This window comes from Stenotrophomonas sp. G4, from assembly GCF_003428825.1.
GTDB classification, from domain to species: domain Bacteria; phylum Pseudomonadota; class Gammaproteobacteria; order Xanthomonadales; family Xanthomonadaceae; genus Stenotrophomonas; species Stenotrophomonas indicatrix.
Genome location: NZ_CP031741.1, coordinates 1,658,895 through 1,684,229, shown reverse-complemented (window position 1 = coordinate 1,684,229; position 25,335 = coordinate 1,658,895). Strand labels below are relative to the sequence as shown.

The 25,335-nt window shown below is 66.4% G+C and carries 17 protein-coding genes and 1 tRNA gene; 1 reads left to right on the top strand and 17 read right to left on the bottom strand.

Translation table 11 applies throughout. From position 1 onward, the window contains the following. From D0Y85_RS07960 to D0Y85_RS07950, 3 genes are all read right to left on the bottom strand, one after another. Complete coding sequence (locus D0Y85_RS07960) at positions 1-2,934, bottom strand: TonB-dependent receptor (RefSeq protein ID WP_117310090.1); 2,934 nt, start codon at positions 2,932-2,934, stop codon at positions 1-3. Between the two features lie 141 nt (positions 2,935-3,075). Continuing rightward, a complete protein-coding gene (locus D0Y85_RS07955) occupies positions 3,076-4,089 on the bottom strand; it encodes a FecR domain-containing protein (RefSeq protein WP_229291163.1) in 1,014 nt (337 codons plus the stop codon). Between the two features lie 20 nt (positions 4,090-4,109). Beyond that, positions 4,110-4,625: a sigma-70 family RNA polymerase sigma factor gene (locus D0Y85_RS07950; RefSeq protein ID WP_117310088.1), complete on the bottom strand. Its 516-nt coding sequence runs from the start codon at positions 4,623-4,625 to the stop codon at positions 4,110-4,112. Positions 4,626-4,897: 272 nt separating this feature from the next. On the opposite strand from D0Y85_RS07950, the gene aceE reads away from it, so the two are divergent. Continuing rightward, on the top strand, positions 4,898-7,570 hold the full coding sequence (gene aceE / locus D0Y85_RS07945) for a pyruvate dehydrogenase (acetyl-transferring), homodimeric type (protein ID WP_117310087.1): 2,673 nt from the start codon (positions 4,898-4,900) through the stop codon (positions 7,568-7,570). A 57-nt stretch (positions 7,571-7,627) separates the two neighbouring features. On the opposite strand, the gene D0Y85_RS07940 is transcribed toward aceE, so the two are convergent. From D0Y85_RS07940 to folP, 14 genes are all read right to left on the bottom strand, one after another. Further along, positions 7,628-8,116 carry a LuxR family transcriptional regulator gene (locus D0Y85_RS07940; RefSeq protein WP_117310086.1) on the bottom strand — a complete coding sequence of 163 codons (489 nt, stop codon included), beginning with the start codon at positions 8,114-8,116 and terminating at the stop codon, positions 7,628-7,630. 170 nt (positions 8,117-8,286) lie between these two features. Further along, entirely contained in the window at positions 8,287-13,017 is a 4,731-nt protein-coding gene (locus D0Y85_RS07935; RefSeq protein WP_117310085.1) for an ATP-dependent helicase, read from the bottom strand. 241 nt (positions 13,018-13,258) lie between these two features. Further along, a tRNA-Ser gene (locus D0Y85_RS07930) sits at positions 13,259-13,351 on the bottom strand. Between the two features lie 78 nt (positions 13,352-13,429). Further along, entirely contained in the window at positions 13,430-13,633 is a 204-nt protein-coding gene (csrA, locus tag D0Y85_RS07925) for a carbon storage regulator CsrA (RefSeq protein ID WP_025878924.1), read from the bottom strand. A 148-nt stretch (positions 13,634-13,781) separates the two neighbouring features. After that, positions 13,782-16,430: an alanine--tRNA ligase gene (gene alaS / locus D0Y85_RS07920; protein WP_117310084.1), complete on the bottom strand. Its 2,649-nt coding sequence runs from the start codon at positions 16,428-16,430 to the stop codon at positions 13,782-13,784. Between the two features lie 105 nt (positions 16,431-16,535). Then, on the bottom strand, positions 16,536-17,027 hold the full coding sequence (recX, locus tag D0Y85_RS07915) for a recombination regulator RecX (protein WP_025878922.1): 492 nt from the start codon (positions 17,025-17,027) through the stop codon (positions 16,536-16,538). 110 nt (positions 17,028-17,137) lie between these two features. Continuing rightward, entirely contained in the window at positions 17,138-18,175 is a 1,038-nt protein-coding gene (gene recA / locus D0Y85_RS07910; RefSeq protein WP_117310083.1) for a recombinase RecA, read from the bottom strand. A gap of 202 nt (positions 18,176-18,377) precedes the next feature. Beyond that, complete coding sequence (lexA, locus tag D0Y85_RS07905; RefSeq protein ID WP_025878920.1) at positions 18,378-19,013, bottom strand: transcriptional repressor LexA; 636 nt, start codon at positions 19,011-19,013, stop codon at positions 18,378-18,380. A 155-nt stretch (positions 19,014-19,168) separates the two neighbouring features. Continuing rightward, complete coding sequence (gene ubiB, locus D0Y85_RS07900) at positions 19,169-20,851, bottom strand: 2-polyprenylphenol 6-hydroxylase (RefSeq protein WP_117310082.1); 1,683 nt, start codon at positions 20,849-20,851, stop codon at positions 19,169-19,171. A 35-nt stretch (positions 20,852-20,886) separates the two neighbouring features. After that, positions 20,887-21,381 carry a CinA family protein gene (locus D0Y85_RS07895; protein WP_117310081.1) on the bottom strand — a complete coding sequence of 165 codons (495 nt, stop codon included), beginning with the start codon at positions 21,379-21,381 and terminating at the stop codon, positions 20,887-20,889. A gap of 96 nt (positions 21,382-21,477) precedes the next feature. Beyond that, positions 21,478-22,788, bottom strand: a complete 1,311-nt coding sequence (gene hflX, locus D0Y85_RS07890; protein ID WP_117310080.1) for a ribosome rescue GTPase HflX — start codon at positions 22,786-22,788, stop codon at positions 21,478-21,480. A gap of 14 nt (positions 22,789-22,802) precedes the next feature. Then, positions 22,803-23,078, bottom strand: coding sequence for an RNA chaperone Hfq (gene hfq, locus D0Y85_RS07885; protein WP_025878916.1), 276 nt, complete (start codon positions 23,076-23,078; stop codon positions 22,803-22,805). A 95-nt stretch (positions 23,079-23,173) separates the two neighbouring features. Continuing rightward, positions 23,174-24,127 carry a tRNA (adenosine(37)-N6)-dimethylallyltransferase MiaA gene (miaA, locus tag D0Y85_RS07880; protein ID WP_117310079.1) on the bottom strand — a complete coding sequence of 318 codons (954 nt, stop codon included), beginning with the start codon at positions 24,125-24,127 and terminating at the stop codon, positions 23,174-23,176. Next, on the bottom strand, positions 24,127-25,023 hold the full coding sequence (gene folP, locus D0Y85_RS07875; protein ID WP_117310078.1) for a dihydropteroate synthase: 897 nt from the start codon (positions 25,021-25,023) through the stop codon (positions 24,127-24,129). The genes miaA and folP overlap by 1 nt, the downstream gene beginning before the upstream one ends. Between the last annotated feature and the right edge of the window lie 312 nt (positions 25,024-25,335).

The following is a 25,335-nucleotide window of genomic DNA, read 5'->3' as shown; positions in this document are numbered from 1 at the left end:
TCAGTTGTAGATGATGTGGAAGTAGAAGAAGCGGCCGTAGTCATCGATCTCGGTGCGGAAGCGGCCGTTCGGACCGGTGCTGTAGGTCGGCTGGGTGTTGAACAGGTTCTTGGCCTCGTACTTCAGCGTCACGTGCTTGCTGACCTTGTGGCTGAAGGCCAGGTTGAAGGTCATGTATGGGTCGTAGTACGAATCCAGCCACTGGGTATCGCCGAAGTCGACCAGCATCCGGCTGCGGTAGGTGCCGGATACGCGCAGCTGCGAGTTCTTCCATGGCATGCGCCAGATCACCGAGCCGTTCACCGACCAGTCCGGCTGGTACAGCAGGCGGTCCAGGCGGCGCTCGCTGCCGTCGCTGATGCGGTAGTTGGTCTGCCCGTCCAGGCGGGTGGCATTGAGGTACATGTCGAAGCGGTGGCGGCCCCACTGCAGGTTGCGGTTGGCTACCGCGAACTCGACACCGCGCAGCGTCGACTCATCGGTGTTCATCGGCTGGGTGATCCGGTAGCGGATGTCGCCGACGTTCTCGAACGTGGTCAGGGTATAGATGTCGTCCTTGATGACCTTGTCGAACAACGCCACCGAGACCAGGCCGTTGTTGCCGTTGAAGTACAGGTCCCAGGCAAGATCGAGGTTGGTCGAGCGGCGTGGCCGCAGCGAGGCGTTGCCCTGCTTGATGCTGCAGAAGCCTCCGCCCAGCTCGTCGTCGCCGCAGCTGGTGCTGGTGGCCTGGGCGATGTTGCTGGGCGTCGGCCGGCCCAGCGTGCGGCTGGCGGAGAACCTCAGGCGCTGGTCTTCGCTCAGCTTGAAGGTGGCGTTCAGCGACGGCAGCAGGTTGTTGTAGCCGCCACTGCTCTTGCGGAACGCCGACGTATAGGTGGTGCCACCATCCTCACTGAACGGGCTGAACGCATCGAAGGTGGTGTGGTCGTAGCGCAGGCCGCCGATCAGCAGCAGCCGGTCCCAGGCGTAATGCGCCGACACATAGGCGTTGGCGATGTCTTCCACGTACTTGTAATCGCTGGTGAAGTCGGCATTCGGGTACGCCGCATCGTTGTTGCCCAGCTTCGGGTAGAGCTCGTCATGCCACTTGCGGTTGTCGATCAACGGGAAACCGGGAACGCTGCCAAGCAGGGTCGAACCCGGGTACAGATAGTCATTCAAGGTCGCGCTGGTCTTGTAGTAATCGAAATCGATGTCCTGCCAGATCTTCAGGTGGCGATACTCGGCACCGGCAGCCAGACCGAAACCGCGTGCATCGGCATCGATGTTGTAGCTGAAGTCGGCGCGCAGGTTGTCGATGCTCTCCTTGGCATCGCGCGGCGAGATATAGGCCTGCGCCGGATTGAGCTTGAACGCCGAACTGGTCAGCAGGCTGGAATCGGAAACACCCACGGCGTTCGGAAAGCCATGGCTGTCGTTGGCATAGTCAACGAACAGGTTGCTCGGGTAGGCGCGCACGCCCCAGTAGACCTGGTTGTTGTGGAAGGTCTCTTCGGTGTGGCCGGCACGCAGGGTCAGCCGCGAGAGATCACCGATATCCCAGTTGAAACTGGCGATCGCGCCGCGGTTGCTGCGGTCCCAGCGGTCGTGGCGGTTCTTGATGTAGATGCTGTTGATCTGGCTGGTGCCGCCGTCCTCGCTCTGGTTGCGTATCGGGAACTTGGCGTTGCCATACAGATCGGTCTTGTTCATCGTCGAGTTCTCGTAGAACCGGTACGAGTACAACAGCAGCGAGGCATAGAACGGGTCGTCCGATGGCTTCCATTCCAGCTTGGCCGAGCCACCGAAGTTGGTGATGTAGTTGGTGTAGGTGCCGGTGCTGAAGTTGCCCGGTGCGCGCAGGCCGTTCCAGCCTTTCGCCTCGTCGGGGCCGGTGGTTCCATCGGTGAGGTACTTGCCGGCATCGTTGTAGTAGTAGTTCGATTCCACCCAGCGCTTGACGCTGTTGCGCGAGCGCTGTTCGTAGCGCGCGACCGCAACGATGCCGAACTGATCGTCGCCGCCGAACTGGTTGGAAAACACTGCCTTGGCGCTCTTGCCGAAGTGGCCCAGGGTCTTGTGGTCGCCACCCGCGCTGCGCCCCACATTGGTCTCGGCCGTGGAATGGATGCCGGCCACGTCGGCGAACACGTACTTGCCGGAGCGGTCGAAGGCGCTGCGGCTGATGATGTCGATCACACCACCGATGGCATCCGGTGCCTGCTCGGCGCTGAAGCTCTTGTAGATGTCGGTGCGGGTGCCGATGTCGCTGGGAATCAGCTGCAGGTTGTTCATGCGCTCGCCGGAGCCACTGCCGCCCACGCTTGCGATCGCGATGCCGTCGATGGTCGTGTAGTTGAGATTGGCCTGCACGCCGCGCACGGTCACGTAACGCGGTTCACCCGCATCTTCCACCGCACTCAGGCCGGGCGCAGCCATCAGGCTTTCGGCCAGCGTCTCATCGCCATAGCTGTCCATCTCGTCGTAGATCACCGAATCCTTGATCACCGGCGAGGTCTTCTTCTGGTCGATGACCTCATGGGCGGCGATCACCTTGACCGTGCCCAGGGTCGGGGCCACCACCGCTTCCGGTGGGCGCGGTGCAGGTGCGGCCGGCCGGCTTTCCCGCGGGACCGGTGCCGCGTCGATGGCGATCACGTTGCCGTCCACCACCGTGTAGCGCAGGCCGGTGCCGGCCAGAAGCGTGTCCAGCGCCTGCTTGACGGTGGCCCCTCGCGGTACCGCGCCTGCCATGGGTGCAGAACCCGCGCCGGCATACAGGAACTGCACGCCCGAACTGCGAGACAGTTGCTCCAGCGCCTGGCTCAGCGGCTGCGCGGCGATCGCTGCGGTGACCCGGGTCTCAAGCCCATTGGCCGACGCCACCTGTGCATGCGCACCCAGACAGGGAGACAAGGCCAGTACCACCGACAGATAGAGCTTCTTGCGCATCACGGTTCCTTGGAGGAGAGAGGACTGCTGGTACCGCGTCGGCATGCGACGGCGGCTTCTCCCAAGTAAGAGCCGGCATCGGCGGAAGTGGAGAACGCCGATTCGATGAATTTTTTCTGACAGCCCTTCGCCGAACCGCGATCAACGGCTGGACACCCATACCGTGTCCGCTTCGCGGCGGATGACGAAGCGTGCGTCCCGCTGCAGGAATGCCTGCAGCGCTGCGACCCGGTGCGCCTCCAGGCTGCCTGACAGGCGCGCCGCGCGCGCCGCCTCGTCGGTCAGCCGCACCTGTATCTGGTTGTGGCGGTTGAAGGCAGCCGCCACCTCGTCCAGCCGCTCATCGCGGAACGACACCCGGCGCTGTTGCCAGTCCAGCAGCATGGACACCGGTATTTCCAATGGCTGTACCGCATGGCTGCGGTGATCGACCAGGACCACCTTCCCGGCAGGCAACTGCGCCAGCCGTCGTTGCCCGCTGCCGGCGCTCCAGACCTCCACCTCGCCGGACACCACGCCGATGCGCGTACTCTGCAAACGGCGCGAGACATCGAACACGGTGCCGATGTCGCGGATCTGCAGATCGCCAACCTGCACCTCGAACGGCCGGTGATCCGCTGCGATATCGAACGTGGCCTCGCCGCTCAGCAGTTCAACCCGACGGCTGAACCAGCCGATGTTCACCCGCAGACGGCTGTCTGCGTTCAGGCGCACCTGCGTCCGGTCAGCCAGCACCACCTCACGCAGTTGCCCGTGGCCGGCGATCAGCATCTGTTCGCGAGGCATCAGCCACGGCACCAGTCCGGCCGCCAGCAGCAGGCAGCACGCCACCGCAGCCACCCGCCTCCAGAGTGGCCGGCGTGATCGCGATGCGATCACGGCGCGCGGCACGGGCACCGGTACGGCAAACAACGGCACGACTTTCGCCGTTGCCGGCAGCTCCGGCAACGCGGCCCTGTCCCCGTGCTCCTGTCCATGCGCCACCATCACCGCGCCTACCTGCCGGTGCACGTGCAGGACATGCAGGTACGCGCGTATGTGTTCGGGAGAGCGCTTCATCCATGCCATGAACTCGATGCGCTGAGCGGCGCTCAGGTCACCCTCGCGGTTGCACAGGAACCAGTGCGCGGCCTGCTCGGCCACCTCGTCATCCATTGCTGCAGGCTCCTGCCGGTTCATCCATCCTTCCCGGCGCCGAGCGCCTTCCTGCAGGCATCCAGTCCCTTTCCGATGTGCTTGCGCACCATGTGCACCGACACATCCAGCTGTGCCCCCACCTGCCGGCAATCCAGCCCATCGCGATAGTGCAGCTCCATCACCCGCCGCGTTGTCGGCGGCAGTTGCGCGATGGCGCCGCGGATTCCGCTCCAGCGCTGTGCCCGCTCGAAATCAGCTTCGATGTCCTCCTCGCTGCGCAGCACCTCGGCCAGCAGGTCGACGTCCTCGATCTGTGGCAGGCCGGAGCGCGAGCGTGCCTGTTCACGCGCCAGGTTCGCCGCCACCGTGAACAGATAGGCTTCGGGATTCTCGATCGCCTGGGCATCTTCGCCGGTACTGCGCAGCAGCCGCAGGTAGACCTCCTGGGCCAGGTCCTCGGCATCGGCAGCCTGTGAACCACGCCGAAGGAAGAAGCCACGCAGCAGGCGGCGCCGCAAGGCGTAGCTCTTCTCCCAGATCCTGACGCTGTTCACAACCGACCAACCACCCCGAGGCTGGAAAACCCAGCAGGGTGCACACCAACGATGACATCCGCATTGCAGCGCTGCATGGCCAAGCGAAGGTTCGCGCAGACCCAATCGTCGCCCGTCTACCCGCCAGCCGATACGGCGCCTACGCTTGTCTCCTCGGCAGCCACCACGGCCGCCCCCGCGCCACGGACCTGCCGGCGCGACTCCGCTCCAGAGCTGTCGCCCTGCCGGCGGTGCCGTGCAGGTGCAGAACCGGCGCTCTCTGGAGACGCAGCATGAACCAGGCACACTTCCCCCTCGACGCCGATCCGCAGGAAACCCGCGAATGGCGCGAGTCCCTGCAGGCGGTGATCGAGGCCGGCGGCCGCCCCCGCGCGCATTATCTGCTGGACCAGCTCGATGCACTCGATGTGCAGCAGCATGGCGACCTGCACACCCGCGCGTGGACCGCCTACACCAACACCATCCCGCTCGAACGCCAGCCCGCGTACCCGGGTGACCTGGCCATCGAGCGGCGGTTGAACGCGATGATCCGCTGGAACGCCATGGTGATGGTGCTGCGTGCCGGCAGGCATTCCAATGTCGGCGGCCACATCGCCACCTACCAGTCCGCAGCAGTCATGTATGACGTGGGCTTCGATCACTTCTTCCGTGGACGGACCGAAACCTTCGACGGCGACATGATCTACATCCAGGGTCATTCGGCCCCGGGCATCTACGGCCGGGCGTACGTGGAAGGCCGCATCAGTGCCGAGCAGATGGACAACTTCCGCCGCGAAGCCGGACGCGAGGGCCTGTCCTCGTATCCGCACCCGCGGCTGATGCCCGGGTTCTGGCAGTTTCCCACCGTGTCGATGGGCCTGGGCCCGCTGACGGCGGCCTATCAGGCCCGCTACATGCGCTACCTGGAATACCGGGGGCTGAAGCAGCACCAAGGCCGCAAGGTCTGGGCCTTCCTTGGTGACGGCGAAATGGACCAGCCCGAATCGCTGGCGGCCATTTCGCTGGCAGGGCGCGAGCGCCTGGACAACGTGGTGTTCGTGGTCAACTGCAACCTGCAACGCCTGGACGGACCGGTGCGTGGCAACGCCAAGGTGATCCAGGAACTGGAAGGCACCTTCCGCGCCGCCGGCTGGAACGTGATCAAGGTGATCTGGGGCAGCGGCTGGGACGACCTGCTGGCACGCGATCACAGCGGGCTGCTGCGCCAGCGCATGATGGAGTGCGTGGATGGCGACTACCAGACCTTCAAGTCGCAGAGCGGCGCCTACGTGCGCGAGCACTTCTTCGGGCGCTACACGGAACTGCTGGCGCTGGTGGCGCACATGAGCGACGACGAGATCTGGGCACTGGCACGCGGTGGCCACGATCCGCAGAAGGTATTTGCCGCCTACCAGCAGGCGGTGAACACCAGCGGTCGCCCGAGCGTGGTGCTGGCCAAGACGGTGAAGGGCTTCGGCATGGGCGAGGCCGGCGAAGGCCAGAACATCAACCACCAGCTGAAGAAGATGAGCGCCGACGCGGTGCGTGCGTTCCGCGACCGCTTCGACCTGCCGGTCAGCGACGGGCAGCTGGAAGAGATGCCCTACCTGCGCCCGCAACCGGGCAGTGCCGAGGCGCTCTACTTCGCGCAGCGTCGCCAGGCGCAGGGCGGCCAGCTGCCGGCACGGCTGCCCCAGGTCGATCCGTTGCCGCTGCCGCCGCTGTCCACGTTCAACGTCCAGTTGCAGGGCAGCGGTGATCGTGGCCAATCCACCACCATGGGCTTCGTACGCATCCTCACCGCCCTGCTCAAGGATCCCGAACTGGGCAGGCTGGTGATCCCGATCGTGCCCGATGAATCGCGTACCTTCGGCATGGAAGGGCTGTTCCGCCAGATCGGCATCCATTCCTTCCTGGGCCAGCTGTACACCCCGCAGGACGCCGGCCAGCTGAGCTATTACAAGGAGTCCAAGGACGGCCAGATCCTGCAGGAAGGCATCAACGAATCCGGCGCGATCTGTTCGTGGATCGCAGCGGGCACCGCGTACAGCAACCACGGCCTGGCCACGATTCCGTTCTACATCTTCTATTCGATGTTCGGCCTGCAGCGCGTCGGCGACCTGGCCTGGGCAGCGGCCGACGCGCGCACCCGTGGCTTCCTGCTTGGCGCCACCTCCGGCCGCACTACCCTGATGGGCGAAGGCCTGCAGCACGACGATGGCCACAGCCACGTGCTGTCCTCGGTGATTCCAAGCTGCGTGTCCTACGACCCGACCTACAACTTCGAACTGGCAGTGATCATCCACGACGGCCTGCGCCGCATGTATGTGGACCAGGAAGACATCTACTACTACATCACCCTGCTCAACGAGAACTACCCGCACCCGGCCCTGCCTGACGGCGCCGAAGCCGGCATCCTGAAGGGGCTCCATCTGCTGCGTCCCGCCGCTGCCGACAGCACGGCACAGCCTCGCGTGCAGCTGATGGGCAGTGGCTCGATCCTGCGCGAGGTGCTGGCCGCCGCCGATCTGCTGCAGCAGGATTTCGCCATCGCAAGCGATGTCTGGAGTGCCACCAGCCTGACCGAACTGCGCCGTGATGGCCTGGCTGCCGAGCGCTGGAACCTGCTGCATCCGGCCGACGAGCCGCGCGTTCCCTACGTGCAGCAGTGCCTGCAGGACCATGCCGGCCCGGTGGTGGTGGCAACCGACTACATGAAGATCGTCGGCGACCAGATCCGCCCCTTCATCAACGACCGGCGCTTCATCGCACTCGGCACCGATGGCTTTGGCCGCTCGGATACACGCGAATCGCTGCGCACGTTCTTCGAAGTCGATCGCCACTTCATCGTGCTGGCGGCACTGAAGGCCCTGGCCGATGACGGGCATGTGGAACGGGGCCTGCTGCAGCAGGCGATCGACCGGTACGGCATCGACACCGGCAAGCGCGATCCCGCCGCGGCATGACAGAACAGCAACGGCACCCGCAGAGCACGCTTCTGCGGGTGCCGCTGCATCACATCACTACGGCAGCCGCTTGAACAGGTTGGTCTGCAGGATCGGCGTGCCGTCATGGCCGAAGAAGGCCTTGGTCTCGGTCATCGTTGAACGATCGGCGGCCACCGTGTACACGCGGGTGGACGCCGGCGCGCCATGATCGACCAGCTGCATCACCAGCGTGTTCGGCGCCGGCAGTTTCAGCGTTGCCTGGTTGGCACCGTAGCTGCCGGTCAGCGCCGCGGGCGTGCCATCCAGTGCCAGCGTACCGTCGGATTTCATGGTCTTGCCGTCATGCAGGACGATGTCCACGTGCGAGCTCCACCTGCCCGCACCGGCATCCTTGAATTCCAGCACGACCTGTTGCGGCCGCTGCGCCTCGGGAAGAGCGGAAGTGGCGATCTCCAGCGACCAGCGGCCGAGCAGGGGCGAAGGCAGAGCGCCGGCCGCCTGCGCCGTCGATGTCGATGCCTGCAGCGAAAGAAGGGACAGCAGCACAGCAGAAAACAGCTTCATGTAAGTCTCCTGTCGAGTGAAGAACCGTCTGCGCAACGTGCACGGTGGCCACACTACCCGGACTCTGCAGCCATCGGGGCAGGCGCGTAACGAACTGCATCACAGTCCGGCAGTCCGATCCGGGGCCAGGCCCCACGGGGTGAGCATTCATCGAGGTGATTCCGCCGCGCTCAGCCGTTCCATCCCAGCCCGCGCGGCTCGTTGCTGAAGCCTGCGGCCCGCAGCGCGTCCACCAGCGCACCGCGATGCACCGGCACATCATTGATCCGTTCCAGGGTGAAGGACAGGCGCCGCCCCCGGCGCAATGCCACCGCCAGGGCCTGTGCAGCGGCAACCAGAGTATTGGCCGCATCCTCTGCCCCGCCCTCGATCCAGCTGGACAGTTGCCGCCCGCCCTGCGCCAGGTACAGCAGCAACCGGCCGTTGCCGATCACCACCATCGCGCCGGAGCGCCGCAGCGGACGTGCACCGGCCACCGGCTGCGGCCACGGCAGCAGGCTGCCGAAGGGATTGGCCGGATCCAGCGCTGACAGGGCGACGACCGAAAGCTCACGCGGCACACGCTCGGACAGCTCGCGCAGATGGTCGATGGTGCCGCGCTCTGCAAACTGTGCTCCGCCCAGCCCCGCCACGAAGCGGCCGCGCAGGACCTGCCCGGCATCCTCCATGCCTCGATAGACAGGCTGCAGTGCAGGGAACCCACCGGTTACCGCTTCGGTCATTGCCGCCGCCCGGGTCACCACCCGGTAGCGATCAAGCAGGCCTTCGCCCAGCGCCAGCGCCCGCACCGTGTCGTTGCTGCGCTCGCGGGGCAGCAACGACCATCGCCCCGCCAGGGTCGGCCCGCTGGCAATGGCCGGGTCCAGCGCCGTGGCCCGCGCGTCCAGCATCGGCATGAAGCGGAAACCCCGCGTGCGCCGCGAGGCCGACGCAACGCGCGCCCGCTGCTGGCGCACGCCGGCCAGGGCCCGCAACGGCGACCACAGGTCGCTGCTCACTTCGCCCCTCCAGGCCAGCTGCCATAGCGCCAGCTGGAAGTCCTCGGCCGCCGCCGCACTGCCGGCCAGACGCGACTGCACCTGCGTGGCCAGCTGCCGCGCGAAGTAGGCGCCGCCATCAGCCAGAACCTGCACGATGGCGTCCTGCATCGGGGTACGCAGCGCCGGATCCGCTTCCGGCAGCAGCGGCAACGTTTCGGCGGCATGGTCCTGCAGGTGCAGCGACACCAGGCCGTCGTCGTCACCCAGCCGCCCGTGCCCGGCCCACAGCACCATGCCGGTCGCCAGCAGTTCATCAAGCAGGGCCGGTGCGTAGTCGCGCACCCGGGCCGGCAGGACCTGGTGTTCCCAGACCGAAACCGGCAGCGGCAACCCCGCCAACTGCTCGACCACACGGGCAACGCCGTCGCTGCCCTCGAGCATGGCCGCAACGGCACCATTGCGGGCACGCCCGGCGCCGCCTTCCAGCAACACCCCCTGCCCCTCCAGCAGCAGGCGCACATAGGCTGCCGGTGGCACCGGCCGGGTGGCTTCACGTGCCGCCTGCAGCGAACGCAGGCGCAGACGCTGCAATACATCTTCGCTGACCCATTCGTGCACTACGTCCGGCGACGGATGCACGCGCTCATTTCCCTGCTGTCGCCGCGCTGCGCCGAAACTGCCACGCAGCACCCGCCCCTGCTCCTGCAGCCTTTCCAGCGCGCCGTCGACCACCGCCACACCCAGCCCGAACCGCTTGGCCAGCGCGCTGCTGGTGAAGGGCGCATGCGTACGTGCGTGGCGGGCCAGCAGATCGCCGAGGGGATCGGGCATGCCTGCAAGAAACACCTCGGGCAGCCCGCCCGGCAGCGCCGTACCCAACGCATCGCGCACACGTGCGGCGTCCTCCACGGCGACCCACTGCGTGTGGCCGGCAATGGAAACCGGGATCGCGCGCTGCTGCGCCTGCAGCGCTGCCAGGTGCACTTCCACGCATTCCGGATCGGACAGGCGCAGCGCCAGGTCCGATGCAGGCAACGGTCCGAGCTCGCGCAGCAGGTCGGACACGCCCTCCATGCCATGGGCCCTGCGCGCAGGTTCCAGCCGCTGCAGTTCCCGTTCAACCTGATCGACCACCCCTGCATCCAGCAGTTCGCCCAGGTCTACCTGGCCCAGCAGCTCGGCGAGCAGGCCACTGTCCAGTGACAGCACCGAAGCGCGGCGCTCGGCCAGCGGCACGTCCGCCTCGTACATGAACTCGGCGACATAGCCGAACAGCAGATTGGCCGCGAACGGCGAAGGCACCTCGGTCGCGACGTCCAGCAACTGCACCTGGCCGCGTTGAACGCGTTGCATCAGTGCGTCCAGCGCATCCAGGTCGTAGACATCCTGCAGGCACTCGCGGGCGGTCTCGATCAGGATCGGGAACTCCGCATGGGCCTGCGCGATCTCCAGCAACTGGCCGGCGCGCAGGCGCTGCTGCCACAGCGGCGATCGACGCCCCGGCGTGCGACGCGGCAACAGCAGTGCGCGCGAGGCACACTCGCGGAAGCGCGCCGCGAACAGTGCCGAATGACCGACCGCCGCGGTGATCGTGCGGCGCAACCGTTCCGGTTCGAACACGAACATGTCCGCCCCCGGAACGCGCCCTGTACTGTCGGGAATCCGCGCGATGATGCCATCGTCGCTGGCGACCACGGCCGGGTCGATGCCCCAGCGTTCGCGCAATCGGGCTGCCACCGCCAATGCCCACGGATCATGCACGCGACGGCCATACGGCGAATGCAGCATCACCCGCCAGTCGCCCAGCTCGTCGCGGCAGCGTTCCACCACCAGGCGCAGATCGGTGGGCAGCACGCCCGTGGCCTGCCGCTGCTCGGCGACCAGGCCGAGCATGTTGCTGATCGCGTTGGCGTCCAGGCCACTGGCCTGCAGGCGTGCGTGCAGCGCCGTCGAAGGGGTGTCACTGCCATCGATGTGCGCCTCCAACGCGGCGAGAAACGCGCCGATGGCCTGTCCCAGTTCGGCAGGGCGGCCGACACCTTCGCCACGCCAGAACGGCAGGCGCGCCGAGCGTCCGGGTGCGGGCGTCACCACCACCTGATCGTGGGTGATCTGGTCGATCCGCCATGAAGTCGCGCCCAGCGTGATCACATCATTCACCCGCGACTCGTGGACCATTTCCTCGTCCAGCTCACCGACGCGACGCGATCCGGCCCGCTCTTCTCCTTCAGGCAGCACCACGCTGTACATGCCACGGTCGGGAATGGTGCCGCCGCTGGTAACCGCCAGTTGCTTCGCACCGGGGCGAGCGCTGAGCTCACCGCTCTGCCGGTTCCATACCAGCCGCGGCCGGAAGCCGGCGAAATCCTCGGACGGGTAGCGGCCGGAAAGCATGTCCAGCACCGCGTCGAAAGCACTGCGCGGGAGTGAGCGGTACGGCGCCGCACGGCGTACCCGCGCATACCAGGCATCGGCCTGCAACGGCTCCATCGCCACCGCCGCCACCGTCTGCTGGGCCAATACATCAAGCGGGTTGCGCGGCGGAGCGATGGCCTCGATGCGTCCGGCCAGCATGCTGTCCACCACCACGGCGGCATCGATCAGGTCGCGCCGCGTACGCGGATACACCAGACCGCGGGACATGCCACCCACCTGGTGGCCGGCGCGACCAACGCGCTGCAGGGCGCTGGCCACCGACGGCGGCGCGGCCACCTGGATCACCAGGTCGACCAGCCCCATGTCGATCCCCAGCTCCAGGCTGGACGTGGCCACCACGCAGCGCAGTGCACCCCATTTCAGCGCCTGCTCGATCTCGCCGCGCTGCTCCTTGGAGACCGATCCGTGATGCGCGCGTGCGATCAGTGCCGGCGCAGCGGAGACCCGGTTGACCGTACTGCCGGTGAAAGAGCCGTAGGCCAATCCGTTGCCCGCCTCGCCCGGGGCTGCGTCGTCTTCGCCACTGCGTCCGGCGTGCAGCTCGTTCAGGCGTGCGGTCAGCTTTTCGGCTACGCCTCGCGAATTGGCAAAGACAATCGTCGAGCGATGGCGCAGCACGTTGTCGAGAATGCTTGCCTCCACATGCGGCCAGATCGAGCCGATCCGCGCGCCGCCGTCGCGCTCCCCGGGGGTGCCCTGCGTAGCCAGGCTGGACATGTCTTCCACCGGCACCACGATGCGCATCTGCAGCTGCCGCGCCGAGCCGGGTTGGACCACGCTCACCGGGCGGTCGCCGCCCAGGAACGCCGCCACCTCGTCGACCGGCCGCACCGTGGCTGACAGGCCGATGCGCTGCGCCGGTTCGTGCAGCAGCGCATCCAGCCGTTCCAGGCTCAGCGCCAGATGCGAACCGCGTTTACCACCGGCCACTGCATGGATTTCATCGAGAATGACGGTCTGCACATCGCGCAGGATCTCGCGTGCCTGCGAGGTCAGCATCAGGTACAGCGACTCGGGCGTAGTGATCAGGATGTCCGGCGGCCGCCGCACCAGGCCTGCACGTTCACTGCTGGAGGTATCGCCGGTACGCAATGCGACGGTCAGCTGCACCGCCGGCTCGCCGCGCCGGGCGCGCTCGTCGATGATGCCCTGCAGCGGCACCTGCAGGTTGCGCTGCACGTCGCTGCCCAGCGCCTTGATCGGCGACAGGTAAAGCACGCGGGTGCGCCGCACCGGCTTGGCCGACGGCGCTGCACGCGCTTGCCGATCACGCTCGGCGAACAGCTGGTCGATGGCATGCAGGAATGCGGCAAGTGTCTTGCCCGATCCGGTTGGCGCGATGACCAGGGTATGTTGGCCAGCACCGATCGACGACCAGGCCTGATCCTGCACCGGCGTGGAGGCGTCGAACGCAGCACGGAACCAGGCCTGCGTCGCGGGATGGAAGCGCTGCAGCGGGTCCTGCGGGGAATCAGGCGGCGTCATGGTGCGTCGATCATACCCAGCTGCGGCCCGTTGGCAGGACCTTCGCAGGCGCTTATTGCATCAGACAGGTGATCCGGGGTCGACAACAAAGGCTCTCAGCGTGACCATCCTGCCGTCACGGAGACGTGCTCCGCTCGGCGGTCATGCTGCGAACCTGGCACCGCGATCGTAGGCCGCAGGTCAACGCGAAGCAAAAAGAAAACGCCCGCGGATCCAGGATCTGCGGGCGTTCTTTTGCATCTGGCGGAGTGAGAGGGATTCGAACCCTCGATAGAGCTTTTGACCCTATACTCCCTTAGCAGGGGAGCCCCTTCAGCCGCTCGGGCATCACTCCGGGGTTTTCTCCGCGTCTGGTGCGTTGCACCTCAGCGGGGCGTGAATCATAACGTTAATCACGCGCGAAGGTAAAGCCTTATTCCGCAGAATTTTCACCACCGGTGCTGCCGGCTTCGTCACCACGCTGGATGCGCTGGTAGATCTCTTCGCGATGCACGGCGACGTCCTTCGGCGCAGTGATGCCGATACGCACCTGGTTACCCTTGACGCCAAGCACGGTGACGCTCACCGAGTCACCGATCATCAGGGTTTCGCCGACGCGGCGAGTCAGGATCAACATTTTTTTAAGTCTCCATGGAACCGTGTGGAAGGGTATCCCCCACCGGCTTGACGCTCCGTCAAGAAGCGCGCCCACGACAAAGGGAAAAGATTCGCAATGGTACCGTCAGCCGTCCCGCTCCTACAAGGAGGGGGACGGCAGGGGTTCATCACAGGCGGGGGCTGACCCATTCGACGACCGCAGCCAGCGCGGTAGCAAGGGCGGGCCCGTCCTCGCCACCACCCTGGGCGAGGTCCGGGCGTCCGCCGCCCTTGCCCCCGATCTGACCGGCGATATGGGACAACAGTTCCCCGGCCTTGACCTTGCCCATTGCACTGCCGTTCACGCCCGCGACCAGGGCCGCCTTGCCGTCCTGGGCACCGGCCAGCACGATCACCGCGTCGCCCAGCTGCTGCTTCAGGCGGTCCATGGCATCGCGCAGGGCCTTGGCGTCGAAGCCTTCCAGGCGGACAGCCAGAACCTTCACACCGGCGACCTCGACGGCCTGGCCGGACAGGTCGGCAGTGGCGCCGGCGGCGACCTTGGCCTTCACGGCCTCCAGCTCGCGCTCCAGCTGCTTCTGGCGCAGGCCCAGCGCACGGATCTTTTCGACCACGTCGGCAGCACTGCCACCCAGCAGCTCGGCGGCCTCGGTCAGGCGGGCCTCCTCGGCATCCACGTAGTCCAGCGCGCCCTGGCCGGTGACGGCCTCGATACGACGCACACCGGCCGAGACGCCGCCTTCGGAAGTGATCTTGAACAGACCGATGTCACCGGTCCGGTTGACGTGGGTGCCACCACACAGCTCGGTGGAGTAGTCGCCCATCTTCAGCACGCGCACGTTCTCGCCGTACTTCTCGCCGAACAGGGCCATCGCGCCGAAGTCCAGTGCTTCCTGCATGCCCATGTTGTGCACTTCGGCGGCGTTGTTGGCGCGCACCTGCTGGTTGACCTTGCGCTCGATGATCGCCAGTTCCTCGGCGCTGATCGGCTGGAAATGCGAGAAGTCGAAGCGCAGGCGGTCCGGCGCCACCAGCGAGCCCTTCTGCTGCACGTGGGTGCCCAGCACTTCGCGCAGGGCAGCATGCAGCAGGTGGGTCGCCGAGTGGTTGAGGATGGTGGCGCCACGGCGCTCGCCATCGACCTGGCCGGACAGCACGTCACCGATCTTCAGGCTGCCCTGGGTGATCTTGCCGACGTGGCCATGGAACTGGCCCGCGAACTTCTGGGTATCGCTCACCTGCAGCTGTACGCCGGCAGCGGACAAGGTGCCGGTGTCGCCGACCTGGCCGCCGGACTCGGCGTAGAACGGGGTCTGGTTGGTCAGCACGATGACCTCGTCACCGGCCTGGGCAGCTTCCACCGGGCGGCCATCCTTGAGGATCGCGACCACGCCGAGGCCGTCGGCCTGCAGGCGGTCATAGCCCAGGAAGACAGTCGGCTTGAGCGTGGCGACCAGATCGGCCGACAGCGTCACGCCACCGCCGAACTTGCCGGCGGCACGCGCGGTCTCGCGCTGCGTCTCCATCGCGGCGTTGAAGCCGTCGATGTCCACGGTCAGGTCACGCTCGCGGGCGATGTCCTGGGTCAGGTCGAGCGGGAAGCCGTAGGTGTCGTACAGGCGGAACGCGTCCACGCCCGGGATCACGCCATTGCTGACCTTGGCCGCAACGTCGTCGAAGATCTTCATGCCCGAGTCCAGCGTCTCGGCGAAACGCTCTTCTTCTGCCTGCAGGGCACGCACCACGGTATCGGCCTGTGCGGGCAGTTCCGGGTAGGCCTCGCCCATCTGCTCGACCAGGGTCGGCACCAGCTTGCTGAAGAACGGCTGGCGCACGCCCAGCATCCAGCCGTGCCGAAGTGCGCGGCGGATGATCCGGCGCAGCACGTAGCCGCGGCCTTCGTTGGACGGCAGCACGCCATCGACGATCAGGAACGAACAGGCGCGGATGTGGTCGGCGATCACGCGCAGCGACTTGTTTTCCAGATCAGCGGTGCCGGTCAGCTCCGATGCCTTGCGGATCAGCGCCTGGAACAGGTCGATCTCGTAGTTGGTATGCACGTGCTGGAGGATCGCAGCCAGGCGTTCCAGGCCCATGCCGGTGTCCACGCACGGCGCCGGCAGCGGCATCAGCGTGCCGTCCTGCTGGCGATCGAACTGCATGAAGACCAGGTTCCAGATCTCGATGAAACGGTCACCGTCCTCGTCCGGCGAGCCCGGCGGACCACCGGCGATATGGTCACCGTGATCGTAGAAGATCTCGGTGCACGGACCGCAGGGACCGGTATCGGCCATCTGCCAGAAGTTGTCCGAGGCAAACGGCGCGCCCTTGTTGTCGCCGATGCGGACGATCCGGTCTTCCGGAATGCCGATCATGTCGCGCCACAGTGCGTAGGCCTCGTCATCGGTCTGGTAGACCGTGACCAGCAGGCGCTCGGCGGGCAGCTTCCAGACCTGGGTCAGCAGCTCCCAGGCCCAGGCGATCGCATCCTTCTTGAAGTAATCGCCGAAGGACCAGTTGCCCAGCATTTCGAAGAAGGTGTGATGGCGGGCGGTGTAGCCCACCTGGTCGAGATCGTTGTGCTTGCCACCGGCACGCAGGCAGCGCTGGACGTCGGCCGCGCGCACGTAGCTGCGCTTTTCCGCGCCCAGGAAAACGTCCTTGAACTGCACCATGCCGGAGTTGGTGAACAGCAGGGTCGGATCGTTGCCCGGCACCAGCGGCGCCGACGGCACGATGGTGTGGCCTTTGCCCTTGAAGAATTCAAGGAAGTCGCTGCGGATCTGGGATGTCGTGAATTTGGCGGATGCGTTCATGGGGGCTGGCAGTCTGCGGGCCGGGGCCCGTGCCGCCGGCCGCAGTGGCCAGGGTCGAACGGACCGCCGAAACCCCAAAGGGTATCAGGCCCGGCGCCATCAGTCTCAGTCGTCCGGATCGTAGCGGGTCGCGCGGCGGATGCTGTCGCCATCGAAGCCCCGGCGGGCCAGCAGATCGGCGGCCTTGCGGCGCTGCGCGAGGTCCTGCGGACCGGCCTCACCAAAGCGGCGACGGACCAGATCCCGGGCATTCTCCGTCCAGTCGCCCTCGAAGGTATCCATCGCAGCAGTGATCTGCTCGCTGTCCAGCCCGTGGGTTCCCAGCTCGGCACGTACATGGATGGGGCCATAACCCGTATTGGCGCGCATGCGCACCAGATTCTCGGCAAACCGGGTGTCGTCCTGCCAACCTGCCTCGGTCAGCTTGTCGACCGCCGCCTGCGCAGCCTCGTCCTCGATGCCCCGGGACGTCAGCTTGCGGGTCAGCTCCTTGCGCGAGTGCTCACGACGGACCAGCAGGCCCAGGGCGCGCTGGACAGGCGTCTGCTCGCGTACGCGGCGCTTACGGCCGGGTGCCGGGGCGTCGGAATCGTTCATTCTCGCCTTCAATCAAATGCGCCGTCCCTGGCGCGTCCCCCGTCGGGGAAACCGAATCTGCAGGGCAGGGCGACGTCACTGACGGCGCCGCCCTGCCCCACAGCAAGCCTTTACTCGTCGTCGCCTTCGTCTTCGCCTTCCTCACGGACGGCTTCGGTCGGCTGGAACTTCTCGCGCAGCTCAGCCTCAAGCTTGGCGGCAACCTGCGGGTTGTCGCGCAGATAGCCACGGGCGTTGTCCTTGCCCTGGCCGATGCGCTCTTCACCGTAGCTGTACCAGGCGCCGGCCTTCTCGACCAGCTTGGCCTCGACGCCCATATCGATCAGTTCGCCCTCGCGGCTGATGCCTTCGCCGTACAGGATCTCGGTGATGACCTGCTTGAATGGCGGCGCCAGCTTGTTCTTGACGACCTTGATCTTGGTCTGGTTGCCGATGATCTCGTCGCCCTTCTTGATCGCGCCGATACGGCGGATGTCCAGGCGCACCGAGGCATAGAACTTCAGCGCGTTGCCGCCGGTGGTCACTTCCGGGCTCTGGCCCGGCATCATCACTCCGATCTTCATGCGCAGCTGGTTGATGAAGATCACCAGCGTGTTGGAACGCTTGATGTTGCCGGTCAGCTTGCGCAGCGCCTGGCTCATCAGACGCGCCTGCAGGCCCGGCAGCTGGTCACCCATCTCGCCTTCGATTTCGGCCTTGGGGGTCAACGCGGCGACCGAGTCGACCACCAGGATGTCCACCGAGCCAGAGCGCACCAGCATGTCGGCGATTTCAAGCGCCTGCTCACCGGTATCCGGCTGCGACAGCAGCAGATCGTCGACATTGACGCCCAGCTTGCCTGCGTAGATCGGGTCCAGCGCGTGCTCGGCATCGATGAAGGCGGCGGTGCCACCCAGCTTCTGGCACTCGGCGATGGCCTGCAGGGTCAACGTGGTCTTGCCGGAGGATTCCGGACCGTAGATTTCCACCACGCGGCCCTTGGGCAGGCCACCAATGCCCAATGCGATATCCAGCATCAGAGAACCGGTCGGGATCGCCTCGACGGGCTCGACCACGCGGTCGCCCATGCGCATCACCGAGCCCTTGCCGAACTGCTTTTCGATCTGGCCCAGAGCTGCAGCGAGGGCGCGCTTCTTGTTCTCGTCCATCGGATTGGTCCTTGCAGAGGTCACGTCGTTGGAGGTGCTGTCTTTGGAAGTCTTCTTGGCCATGGGTTCACTTTAAGGCTGGCGTATCGCACAGGCTGAGATTCTGCCCGGCGTTCGGAAAAAAATTATCGGACATCCGTACCAACCTCAGCGGAACCAGAGAATCGCCACAAAAGACCGCGGGGAATTGCAGAGTGAATCGTCAACGGTTCGGTCGCAGCAGCCCGCAGTACAGGCCCTCGATCGAGAAATCCTGGTCCGGAAGCACGTCGATCGGCTTGTAGTCGGGATTGCGCGGCAGCAGGCGGATGCGATCCTTGGCGATCTTCAGCAGCTTGACGGTGATCTCGTCATCGATGCGGGCCACCACGATCTGCCCGGAATGGGCATCGCGGGTGCGGTGAACACCGATCAGGTCACCATCGAAAATGCCTTCGTCGATCATCGAATCGCCCTGCACTTTCAGCAGGTAGTCCGGCGCCGGCGAGAAGAACACCCGGTCCAGCACCACGAAATCATCCGAGCCGATGTCGGCGCCGATCGGCAGACCGGCAGCAACCCGACCCAGGATCGGCAGACGCAGGACGCTGTCGGGCAGGCCCGGTTCGGCAAGCTTCTCCACCGGCGGTGCCTGCACCAGACGGATGCCGCGGGCCTGGCCCGGCACGCGACGGATCGCCCCGGCCTGCTCCAGCGCCTCCAGGTGATACTGCGCTGCGCGTACGCCCTTGAAGCCGAAGGCACGCGCGATTTCAGTCTGCGAAGGGGGGGCGCCTTCGCTCTCGATACGCTCGGCGATCAACTGCAGGATCGCCTGCTGGGTGTCGGTCAGGTCCATGGTTAGTAGTATTACTACTAACTCCCGAAACTGCAAGTGCCGAGGGCGATTCCGGGAGGAGCGAAAGCCGTCGGGCATGGCCCGGCGCTACCGGGAATGCGGCGTGGCAGGTTGGGGGCGGCAAAGCCAGAAGCAGCCGACCCGCGGTAAGCACACTACGTGTGCTTGCCGCTTCTCCAGATCGAGAACAGGATCCACACCCCGCAGAACCCTGCGCCGATGAAACCGCACACGCCCAGCGCCAGCAGCCAACGACTGGAAACGCCGCCTACGCTGTGCATCACGATCGAGGAGCCGATGATCAGGGCTGCCGTGACGATCCCCATCACCAAGCGGTTCGCGGCGCGATTGACCTGGTCGCCGAAGCCCTGCAGCGCGTTGGTCTCGACCTTCAGCTGCAGCCGGCCACGGCGCGCCGCCTGCACCAGCTTGCGCAGGTCCCTTGGCAACTCACCGGCGAAGTCGATCATGCCGAGCAGGCTGCGCCGGCCACGCTTGAACAGCGCCCGCGGCGCATAGCGCTGCAGTACCACCCGCTCCAGGAACGGGCGCGCGGCGCTGGCCATGTCGAAATCCGGGTCGAGCTGGCGGCCCATGCCCTCCAGCGTCAGGAAGGCCTTGATCATCAGTGCCAGATCTGCCGGCAGGGTCAGGTTGTAGCTGCGCAGCAGCTGGGTGATGTCGCCCAGCATCAGGCCGATGCGCAGGTCCTTCAGCGGCACGCCGCGGTACTGGTCGACGAACAGGCTGATGTCGTGCTGCAACCGGTTCTCGTCCACTTCCACGCCACCGGCCCAGTCCAGCAACACATCGGCCACGCCCTGCGGATCCTGTTCAACCAGACCGTGCAGCAGCTGCGCGACCTGGAAGCGACGCACCTCCGACAACGCGCCGACCATGCCGAAATCGATCACGCCGATGCGGCCGTCGCGCAGGTAGATGATGTTGCCCGGGTGCGGATCGGCATGGAAACTGCCGTCCTCCAGCACCATCTTCAATACGATGTCGGCGCCACGCCGGGCCAGTTCACGGCGGTCGATGCCGGCCGCATCGACACCGGCCAGATCACGTCCGGCAATGCCGTCGACGAAATCCTGGACATTCAGGCTTTCGCAGGTCCATTGCCAGTGCACCGCCGGAATCAGGATGTCGTCACGGCCCTCGAAGTTGCGCGCGATTCGCTCGGCGTTGCGGCACTCCGCGGCAAAATCCAGCTCGCGGCGCAGCGACACGGTGAACTGCTGCACCACCTCGGCGGGCCGATAACGGCGCAGATCCGGCAGCCGTGCCTCAACGATTTCGGCCAGCCGTGCCAACAGGCGCAGATCGGCTTCAACCACGTCACGGATACCAGGGCGACGCACCTTCAGCACCACTTCGCGGCCATCACGCAGCCGCGCCCGATGGGCCTGGGCCAAGGACGCGGCCGCCATCGGGGTTTCATCAAGGGAGGCAAACACCTGCGACGGCGGTGCACCGAGATCGGCCTCCAGCTGTTCGCGGATCTTCTCGTAGGGCAATGCCGGGACCGCGTTCTGCAACTCGGAGAGTTCGGCGATCCAGTCCGGCGGCAGCAGGTCGACGCGGGTGGCGAGCACCTGGCCCAGCTTCACGAACGTCGGCCCGAGGTCCTGCAGGGCGCTGCGCACGCGCACCGGCGCGGTCATCCGCAGCATTTCCTGCCGCTCCTCGTTCCAGTGCAGCAGGCGGCCGGTACGTTCCAGTACCGCGGCCAGGCCGATGCGCCGCACCACGTCGCCGAAGCCGTAGCGGATCAGGACGGCGGCGATTTCCTGCAGCCGGCCAAGGTCACGGACGGTGCCCAGCGTCTCCCACATCGTTGCCTACTCCGGTTGATTGCCGGAGCAGCATGTCACAGCTGGGCGTCGATGCCGTGCAATGCCGCCGCTACGGTCTGCCGGCGGATGGCTTCACGGTCACCGTCGAACTGGAACAGTTCGGCCCGGGCATAGCCGCCACGGCGCTTCCAGCCGATCCAGACACTGCCTACAGGCTTGTCCGGGCTGCCACCGCCCGGCCCTGCAATACCGGTCACCGCCACCGCGATGCCGGCACCGGAATTGACCAGCGCCCCGGAGACCATCTCCAGCACCGTTTCACGGCTGACCGCGCCGAACTGCTCCAGCGTCTGCGCACGCACGCCGAGCAGGCGCTGCTTGGCTTCATAGCTGTAGACCACCATGCCGCAGTCGAAGAACACCGAGGAACCGGCGATGTCGGTCATGCACTTGGCGATCCAGCCGCCGCTGCAGCTTTCAGCGGTGACCAGCTGCAGCGAAGCCTGCTGCAGGTGCTGGCCCAGGGCAGCGGCCTGGGCATTGAGTTCGGTGTCGGTCGGGAAGGCCATCGGGGTAGCTGGAAGATGAAGAGCCTGCACGTTGTACCGCAGATGGCAGGGCGGTGTCGCGGCCGCAGGACATGCCGGCCAGCGGCCAGCACTCGCTCACCATTCGGGCAGCTTCTCCGGCAGCAGGGCCCGGATCGGCTCGCCGTCGGCTGTGGCGGCCAGCTTCTCGGCCTCGGCGATGGGAAGATCGACCTGCAGCAACCAGCCTTCTTCATCGGCCTGCTCGCTGCGGATCACTTCCAGTTGATGCAGGCGCGCGCGCAGGCGGCCGGCACTGGGCGGCAGGCGCAGCTCGCCGGTGACATGCTGCAGGCCCAACCGCTTGCCGAGCACGGCCTGCAGCAGCTCCATGCCCTGCCCGTCGCGTGCGGAAATCCACACCCGCTCGCGCCGCGATTCATCCGGTACGCCGTCCTGGCCATCGTGGCGCACGTCGGCACCCTCGATGCGGTCGATCTTGTTGAACACCAGCAGCTGCGGCAGATCGCCGGCACCGACCGCGGTCAGCACCTCGTCGACCTGGGCGATGCGCTCCTCGCGATGCGGGTCCGCGGCATCGACGACATGCAGCAGGAAGTCCGCTTCCCGCGCTTCAGACAGGGTCGAGCGGAAGGCCGCCACCAGGTCATGCGGCAGGTCGCGTACGAAACCAACCGTATCGGCCAGCACGACGTTGCCACCGGGCACGGCGATCCGGCGTACGGTCGGATCGAGGGTGGCGAACAACTGGTCGGCCGCATACGCCTCGGCGCCGGTCATCGCATTGAACAAGGTCGATTTGCCGGCGTTGGTGTAGCCCACCAGGGCCACGCGCGGCAGTTCGCTGCGCACACGCGCACGGCGCATCTGGGTGCGCTGTACTTCGACTTTCTCCAGCCGCTTCTGCAGCTGCTCGACCCGCTTCTGCAGCAGCCGGCGATCGGTTTCCAGCTGGGTTTCACCCGGGCCGCGCAGGCCGATCGAACCGCCGCGCTGGCGCTCCAGGTGGGTCCAACCCCGCACCAGGCGGGTCGCCAGATGGCGCAGCTGGGCCAGCTCGACCTGCAGCTTGCCTTCATGGCTGTGCGCACGCTGGGCGAAGATATCCAGGATCAGACCGGTACGGTCGATCACCCGGCGCTCCAGGAAACGTTCCAGATTGCGCTCCTGACCCGGGCTCAACGAATGGTTGACCAGGATCAGGTCGGCTCCGGTCGCCTCGGCCGCAGCCTTGATCTCATCCAGCTTGCCGCTGCCGATCAGGGTTGACGGGTTGGGGCGGTCCAGCCGCGCGGTGATGGTCACCGCGATGCTGGCGCCGGCCGAGCGGGCCAGATCACCGAATTCTTCCAGCACATCGTCTTCCAGCTTGCCGAAATGCGGCTGGATCAACAGGGCGTGTTCGCCCTTTTTCGAGCGGTCAAACATTCACCGCTCCAACATCATTCGTCTGCTTCATCACCCGCCTGACCATCCTCACCTGATTGCACGTACCCGCCACCCGGGCCGACCTTGACGTTGCGCGCCGGCACCACGGTGGAAATGGCGTGCTTGTAGACCATCTGGCTGACGGTGTTGCGCAGCAGAACGACGAACTGATCGAACGATTCGATCGTGCCCTGCAGCTTGATGCCGTTGACCAGGTACACCGAAACCGGCACGCGCTCGCGCCGCAGTGCATTCAAGAAAGGATCCTGCAGCGATTGCCCCTTGGACATTGCACACTCCTGATTATTGTTCTTATTGGTAGCCGGCGGTTGCTGCGGCCCCCGAGCCGCTTGCCGGCCCATGATGGTACACGGCCAGCGCCGGTTCAGCGTGCAACGAAGGTCGACACCGCGCCCGCCAGGCGCTCCCCATCCATATGGGGGTCGAACCAGCGAGCATCAAGCTCACCGCGCAGCCAGGTCAGCTGGCGCTTGGCCAGTTGCCGGGTGGCGAAAATGGACTTGTCCCGGAAGCGGGCCGCGTCCCCGTCGCCGTCCAGATACTCCCAGGCCTGGCGATACCCCACCGCGCGGACGGCGGGCAGGTCCAGCGGTGCGACCACTGCCCGCATCTCCGGCAACGCACGCAGGGCGCGCACTTCGTCGAGGAAGCCCTGCGCGAGCATGGCGTCGAAGCGGGCCTCGATGCGCTGGTGCAGGACGGCGCGGTCGCGCGGCGCCAGAATCAGCTTCAACGTGCGCACCGGCAACGGAGCCACTCCGGGGCGGCGCTGCCATTCACTGATCGGCGTGCCGGTCAGCCGGTAGACCTCCAGCGCCCGCTGGATGCGTTGCGGGTCGGTGGCATGGATGCGTGCCGCGGCGGCGGGGTCAACGGCGGCCAGTTCGGCGTGCAGCGCCGCCCAGCCTCGCTCGGCGGCCTCGGCGCTCAGCACGGCACGTATCGCCGGGTCGGCCTCCGGCATCGGCGACAAACCCTGCAACAGCGCGCGGAAGTACAGGCCCGTGCCGCCGGCCAGGATCGGAGTCTTGCCTCGGGCGGCGATGTCGGCCACCACGCGGGCGGCGTCGGCAGCGAACTCGGCCGCCGAATAGGTGTGCCAGGGATCACGCAGGTCCAGCAGGTGGTGCGGTGCCTGTGCGCGCTCGGCCGCATCCGGCTTGGCCGAACCGATATCCAGGCCGCGATAGACCAGCGCCGAATCGACACTGACGATTTCACCGTCCAGCTGCCGCGCCAGCGCGATCGCGGTGGCGGTCTTGCCGCTGGCGGTCGGCCCCATCACGGCGATCGCCAGCGGCCGCTGATCCACTGCCATCAGTCTTCGTCCGGCCAGCGGAGGGTCGGCTTGGCGTCCACCCGCACGGCAGGTACCGCCTCGACCGCCTGCCAGACCTTCAATGCATCGACCGTCGCTGCCACATCGTGCACGCGCACGATACGGGCGCCGCGCTGGACGGCGATCAGGTGTGCGGCCACCGACGCAGCGACACGCTCTGCCGGCGACTGACGACCGGTCAGCTCGCCCAAGCTGCGCTTGCGCGACAGCCCGGCCAGCATCGGCACGCCCAGTTCAAGGAAACGCTCCGAACGGGCCAGCAGCGTCATGTTGTGGGCCGTGGTCTTGCCGAAGCCGAAGCCGAGGTCGATCACCAGATTCTTCTTGGCGATACCGGCCATCTCTGCGGCGAACAGCCGCTGCACCAGGAAGCCATGAACCTCGGCGACCACGTCGTCGTACTGCGGGTCGGCCTGCATGTGACCCAGTTCGCCCTGCATGTGCATCAGCACCACCGGCACGCCTGCGTCCGCCGCCGCCTGCAGCGCACCGTCCTGGCGCAGGCCGAAGATGTCGTTGATCATCCCGGCGCCTGAGGCAACGGCGGCACGCATCACCTCCGGCTTGAAGGTATCGATGCTGATCGGGACCGCCGTGCGCGCTGCCAGCTGCTCGATGACCGGCACGACACGACGCAGTTCCTCGTCGATCGACACCGGCGCCGCGCCCGGACGGGTCGATTCGCCGCCGATGTCGAGCAGGTCGGCGCCCTCCTCCACCAGCTTCAGGCCATGCGCGACCGCCGCCTCGGTGGTGTCATGGGCACCCCCATCGGAGAACGAATCCGGGGTGACGTTGACGATACCCATGACCCGGGCACGGTCCAGGCGCAGGATGCGGCCGGCGCAATCGAGCTGGGGCGAGATGTCGAACATGGCAGATCCTGCGGGCAACGAAGGTTAGTTTAAGGCGGCAGGGCTGCGCCCTGCACCCGCAGAGGCGGTAGTGCCGGCCGCTGGCCGGCAACCTCAACAACAACGGCAACAACGGCAACAGCGGGCTATCCGTGGGATGGCGGGACGGTGTCGGATTGCGGGGACGCCGCAAGTACGTCCCTGTAGGCTTGGCCGCGGCATCCGTGCCGCGGACACCCCGCAATCCGACACGGCCCCGCCTTCGACAATTTCCCGCTGCTGTAGGGCCGCTGTTGGTAGGTGTCGACCTTGGTCGACACGGTAGATCCACGC